The 6,482-nt window shown below is 58.8% G+C and carries 3 protein-coding genes; all 3 read right to left on the minus strand.

Features of this window, described 5'->3' with window-relative positions; genetic code table 11:
• Position 1: 1 nt before the first annotated feature.
• Positions 2 to 1,420: an FAD-dependent oxidoreductase gene (locus KZO34_RS17345; protein WP_219478140.1), complete on the minus strand. Its 1,419-nt coding sequence runs from the start codon at positions 1,418 to 1,420 to the stop codon at positions 2 to 4.
• Positions 1,421 to 1,496: 76 nt separating this feature from the next.
• Positions 1,497 to 5,945, minus strand: a complete 4,449-nt coding sequence (gene gltB / locus KZO34_RS17350) for a glutamate synthase large subunit (protein WP_219478132.1) — start codon at positions 5,943 to 5,945, stop codon at positions 1,497 to 1,499.
• A 212-nt stretch (positions 5,946 to 6,157) separates the two neighbouring features.
• A partial coding sequence (locus KZO34_RS17355; RefSeq protein ID WP_219478134.1) for an SPOR domain-containing protein occupies positions 6,158 to 6,482 on the minus strand: 325 nt, incomplete at its 5' end.

A 6,482-nucleotide genomic window follows, 5' to 3' on the forward strand; every position in this document is an offset into this window, starting at 1 on the left:
CTCAGATATCCAGGTAGTCCATGATACCTTCAGCGGCCTGACGGCCTTCCCAGATAGCCGTTACGACCAGGTCGGAACCGCGGACCATATCGCCACCGGCGAAAATCTTCGGGTTGCTGGTCTGGAAGGCAAACTCGGACTCTTCAGGCGCAGATACGCGGCCGGAATCGTCGGTACCGATCTTCAGCTCGTCGAACCAGTCGGCCGGGCTCGGACGGAAACCGAATGCGACCAGCACGGCGTCCGCCGGGATCACTTCCTCGCTTCCGGGAACCACCTCGGGCCGACGCCGGCCGTTTTCATCCGGCTCCCCCAGTTGGGTCGAGACAACCTTGACGCCTTCCACCTGGTCCTCACCAATAATGGCGATCGGCTGGCGATTGAACAGGAACTTCACGCCCTCTTCCTTGGCGTTCGCCACCTCACGACGCGAACCGGGCATGTTCGCCTCATCCCGACGGTAGGCGCAGGTTACGCTTTCGGCCTGCTGCCGGATGGACGTCCGGTTGCAGTCCATGGCGGTGTCCCCACCGCCGAGAACAACAACACGTTTGCCTTTCATATCAATGAATTCGGAGGCGTCCTTCTCGAAGCCAAGACGCCGATTGACGTTGGACACCAGGAACGGCAATGCGTCGTAGACACCAGGCAGGTTCTCACCCGGGAAACCACCCTTCATGTAGGTGTAGGTGCCCATGCCCATGAACACGGCATCGAACTCGTCGATGATGTCCTGCAGCATGACGTCTTTGCCCACCTCGGTGGACAGACGGAATTCCACGCCCATTTCCTCGAACACCTTGCGGCGACGGGTCATGACGGATTTTTCCAGCTTGAACTCGGGAATACCGAAGGTCAGAAGGCCTCCGATTTCAGGGTAGATATCAAACACCACCGGCTTGACACCGTTGCGCACCAGCACATCGGCACAACCCAGGCCAGCAGGACCGGCACCGATCACCGCCACCTTCCGGTCGGTCCACTTGACCGCCGACATATCCGGTTTCCAGCCAAGTGCGAACGCAGTGTCGGTAATGTATTTTTCAACCGAACCGATAGTGACCGCCCCGTAACCATCATTGAGGGTGCAGGCACCCTCACAAAGACGGTCCTGAGGGCATACCCGACCGCAAACCTCGGGAAGCGAGTTGGTGTGGTGACACAACTCGACGGCCCGCATGATGTTGCCTTCGGACACCAGTTTCAGCCAGTTCGGAATGTAGTTATGAACCGGGCATTTCCACTCACAATAGGGGTTGCCGCACTCCAGGCAGCGGTGAGCCTGGTTCGCGGCGTTGTCCGCGGTGAACGGATGGTAGATTTCACCAAATTCCTGCTTTCGTTTCCTGGCCGGTACCTTCTTCGGGTCAATCCGTCCTACTTCGACAAACTGGAAGTCGTTACTCAGTCGTTCTTTCATCATGATGCTCTCATCAGCTCAATTTCGACTGGGGCGCCCCAGAGGCCACCCCATAACCCTGTTTGACCCGGTCTGGTTATTCCGGACGCGCCCGGGTGCTGGCCAGCAGGCTGCGGAGATTGGCAGCCTTGGGTTTAACCAGCCAGAAACGGCCGATGTAATCGTCGAAATTCTCAAGAATGTGCTCAGCCCACTCACTGCCGGTTTCCGAGATGTGCTCACGGATGACACCGCGCAGATGGTTGCGGTAGGACTCCATGTCCTCGCTCGAAATCCGCTGGATTTCCACGAGCTCATGGTTGTACTTGTCCACGAAGGTGTTGTTCTGATCCAACACGTAGGCAAAACCACCGGTCATACCGGCGCCGAAGTTGTGTCCGGTAGCCCCCAGCACAGTGATCAGACCGCCGGTCATGTATTCACAGCAGTGGTCACCGGCACCCTCGACTACGGCATGGGCGCCAGAATTTCGGACGGCGAAGCGCTCACCGGCCGTACCCGCGGCAAACAGCTTGCCTCCGGTAGCGCCGTAGAGACAGGTGTTGCCAACAATGGACGTTTCCTGGGTTTTGAAGGAACTGCCACGGGGCGGTTTCACAACCAGCTTGCCGCCCGTCATGCCCTTGCCCACGTAGTCATTGGCATCACCCTCAAGGATGAGGTTCAGGCCACCGACGTTCCAGACACCAAAGCTCTGCCCCGCGGTTCCGGTAAGATCCAGAGTGATCGGCGCATCCACCATACCCTGGTTACCATGCTTGGCCGCAATCTCGCCCGACAGACGGGCGCCAATAGAACGGTCGCAGTTGGTAACCCGATAAGACCAGGCCCCACCCGACTTGTTCTCGATCGCCGCGGACGTGTCGCTGACCATCTGCTCAGCCAGCGTGCCCTTGTCGAACGGGTGGTTGCGCTCAACCTGGCAGGTCTGAGGCTTGTCTGCGGGAATGTGATCGTTGGACAGCAGGCGCGAGAGGTCCAGCTTCTTCTGTCGCTCGGTATCGCCCGGCAGGCGCTCCAGCAGATCAACCCGGCCCACCAGCTCTTCCAGGCTCCGAACGCCCAGCTTGGCCATCCACTCCCGGGTTTCTTCCGCGACAAAGCGGAAGAAGTTCATGGCCATCTCGACGGTGCCCTTGAAATGCTCGTCCCGGAGGTGCTCGTTCTGGGTCGCAACACCCGTTGCGCAGTTGTTCAGGTGACAGATCCGCAGGTATTTGCATCCGAGCGCAACCATCGGCGTGGTTCCGAACCCGAAGCTCTCGGCGCCAAGGATGGCGCCCTTAACCACGTCCAGGCCGGTTTTGATACCACCATCGGTCTGCAGACGAATCTTGCCCCGCAGATCGTTGGCCCGAAGCGCCTGCTGGGTTTCAGTCAGCCCCAGCTCCCAGGGCGAGCCGGCGTAGCGTATTGAGGTCAGCGGGCTGGCCGCGGTACCACCGTCGTATCCGGACACGGTAATCAGGTCGGCGTAAGCCTTGGCCACGCCGGCGGCGATGGTACCCACGCCCGGCTCAGACACCAGCTTCACAGAAACCAGTGCCGACGGATTAACCTGCTTGAGGTCAAAGATCAGCTGGGCCAGATCCTCGATGGAATAGATATCGTGGTGCGGCGGTGGCGAAATCAATGTCACCCCCGGTACCGAGTAACGCAGACGTGCGATCAGGTCATTCACCTTACCGCCCGGCAGCTGACCACCCTCACCCGGCTTGGCCCCTTGGGCAACCTTGATCTGCATGACATCGGCACTGCGCAAATACTCTGCAGTCACACCGAAACGACCGGAAGCCACCTGTTTGATTTTCGAGCGTTTCTCGGTGCCATAGCGGGCAGGATCTTCCCCGCCCTCACCGGAATTGGAGCGGCCACCGAGGGTGTTCATGGCTACCGCCAGGGCCTCGTGCGCCTCCGGGGAAAGAGCTCCCAGGGACATCGCGGCAGAGTCGAAACGCGGGAAGATGTTGTCTACCGGCTCCACTTCAGAAATATCGATTTCCTTGAGGTCCTTACGGAAACCGAGCAAATCGCGCAGTGTCGACACAGGCCGCTCGTTGACCAGCCCCGCGTATTCCTTGTAGTGGCCGTAGTCGCCACTGATGACCGCTTCCTGGAGCTTTCCGACCACGTCCGGGTTGAACGCATGGTACTCCTGACCGTGGACATACTTGAGCAGCCCGCCCTGGGAAATCGGCTTGCGCGGCTTCCAGGCAACGGCGGCCAGTTGCTCCTGATCCTGCTGGAAATCGAAGAAGCCAGCGCCCTGAATACGGCTGGGGACGCCCTTGAAGCATAGGTCGACGACCTCGTCGGCCAGACCAATCGCCTCGAACAGCTGAGCTCCCCGATAAGAGGTCATTGTGGAGATACCCATCTTCGACAGGATCTTCAGCAGTCCCTTGTTAATGCCTTTGCGATAATTGTTCTTGGCCTCAATCGGGTCCATGAGCAATTCGCCGGTACGGATCAGGTCATTCAGAACCTGGTAAGCCAGGTACGGATAGACTGCGGTCGCGCCGAAGCCAAACAGGACGGCGAAATGGTGCGGGTCACGCGCCCAGCCGGTTTCCACGACGATGTTGGAGTCACAGCGTAGACCCTTGGCGACCAGATGATGGTGAACGGCACCGGTTGCCATCATGGCACTCACCGGCAACTCGCCCTCCTGAAGGTCCTTGTCAGTGAGAACCAGAATGACCTTGCCGTCGCGCACGGCCTGCTCGGCTTCCTCGCAGACCTGACGAACCGCCTGTTCCAGGCCCTGCTCAGGCCGGTAGCTCATGGAAATACGAGCGACTTCAAACCCTGGACGGTCGTTGTTAGTGATCTTCAGGAACTTGGCCGGCGACAGCACCGGCGTGGTCAGAATAATCCGGTCGGCGTGCTCGGCGGTTTCCTCGAAAACGTTGCGCTCGGCGCCGAGGCAAGTTTCCAGTGACATGACAATGGACTCACGCAATGGATCGATTGCGGGGTTGGTCACCTGAGCAAACTTCTGGCGGAAGTAATCGGCGACATGACGCACCTTGCTGGACAGAACAGCCATAGGGGTATCGTCACCCATGGAACCGACCGCTTCCTGGCCATTTTCCGCCAGCGGCCGGAGCACCTGATCACGCTCTTCAAACGACACCATGAACATCTTCTGGTGAACCAGAAGCTCATCCGCGTCCATGAGCTTGAAGTCGGGTGTGTCCTGATTGAGTGTGGTCTCCACACGCAGGGCGTTCTCCCGCAACCAGCGCTTGTAGGGCTGGGCGGACTTCAGGCGCTGATCAACATCTTTGGTGTGAAGGACTTCACCGGATTCCGTGTCAATCGCCAGCATCTGACCCGGGCCGACACGGCCTTTGGCAACCACGTCATCCGGGTGGTAGTCATAGGTGCCTATCTCAGAGGCCAGGGTGATGAAATCGTCCTTGGTAATAACCCAGCGCGCCGGGCGCAGGCCATTCCGGTCCAGCATACAGACCGCATATCGGCCGTCGGACATCACCAGACCCGCGGGGCCGTCCCAGGGTTCCATGTGCATCGAGTTGTATTCATAGAAAGCCCGAAGTTCCGAATCCATGCTGTCGACGTTCTGCCAGGCAGGCGGAATCATCATGCGCACAGCCCGGAACAGGTCGACACCGCCGGCCAGCAGTACTTCCAGCATGTTATCCATGCTGGAGGAATCCGAACCGGTCAGGTTGACCAGAGGCTGAAGGGTCTGAAGGTCCGGGAGGTCCGGCGAACTGAACTTGGCAGCACGGGCAATGGCCCAGTTCCGGTTCCCGTCAACGGTGTTGATTTCGCCGTTGTGGGCGAGGTAACGGAACGGCTGGGCCAGGGGCCAGCGTGGCATCGTGTTGGTGGAAAAGCGCTGGTGGAAAACACAGATGGCCGTTTCCAGGTCCGGGTCACCCAGATCCTTGTAGAAGTTGGCCAGATCCGCGGGCATCATCAGCCCCTTGTACGCCAGCGTCCGGTGCGAGAGGCTACAAATATAGAACTCGGAATCGTCGACCATATCGCGTTCTGCATGACGACGACCCACGAACAGGCTGATGGCGAATTCCTTTTCGGCCTTACCGGCCGGAACCACGAACACCTGCTCAATGCGCGGCAGACAGTCAAGTGCCATGGGACCGAGGCAGGAGTCATCAACCGGCACTTCGCGCCAGCCCATGACCTCAAGGCCCTGTTCAGTCAGGCGGTTCTCGACCGCTGCACGGCCAGCCTGGGCCTTGGCGTCTTCCGGGTTAAGGAATACCTGGCCAACAGCAAACAGATCTCCTGGCTCTTTGCCAAAGGCATCCTTCGCCGCCTTCTTGAGGAAGGTGTCCGGGCTCTGGATCAGGAGGCCACAACCATCGCCGGTCTTTCCGTCTGCAGCGATACCACCTCGGTGGGTCATGCAGGTCAGCGACTCGATGGCAGTTTGCAACAACTTGTGGCTGGCCTCGCCCTTCATGTGGGCGATCAGACCGAATCCGCAGTTGTCCCTGAATTCGTCGGGATGATACAAACCTGTCATCATAAGCGTTCTCTCGCGTAGAAATGCTTTTCAATCAGAGGGTTAGTGACGAAACACCAAACATTCACCCTTTGACACTGAAAATGGGGGCTGGTCATTTTACACACGTAGAAATACGTACTCAAATGAGAGTGGCGCTATTTTGGGGAACAGAGACCGAATTTCCCAGCCTACAGGCTTACGGAACAACGGGTTATCCTGTTTACGGAAGGCCGCTATAATCCTGCGGCGGAACGAATCCAGGGTGACTGGTCCCTCAGGGCCCGGGGTAATTCCGAGACTGCACTCCGAGCCGCAGTTCTCGACTGGTATTGACCATATAGTACCATAAACCAGGGTTCGCCATTTCGCTCACCCCGGGTGTAGACCGCGTCCTGAAGGCCGGGGTACTGCTCAAGAACCGTCAAAGCCGTTTGTTCAAGGTTTCCAGCCACCAGCTGGATGGTCAGGCCACCCCGGGCCCTGAGCTCATCAATGGCAACAAACCTTGAGCTATTTTCGGGCCTGAATACAGACGCGGACTGGGACCGCTCTTCCAAC

Origin of the sequence: Marinobacter sp. F4206, assembly GCF_019392195.1 — a bacterium.
GTDB lineage: Bacteria > Pseudomonadota > Gammaproteobacteria > Pseudomonadales > Oleiphilaceae > Marinobacter.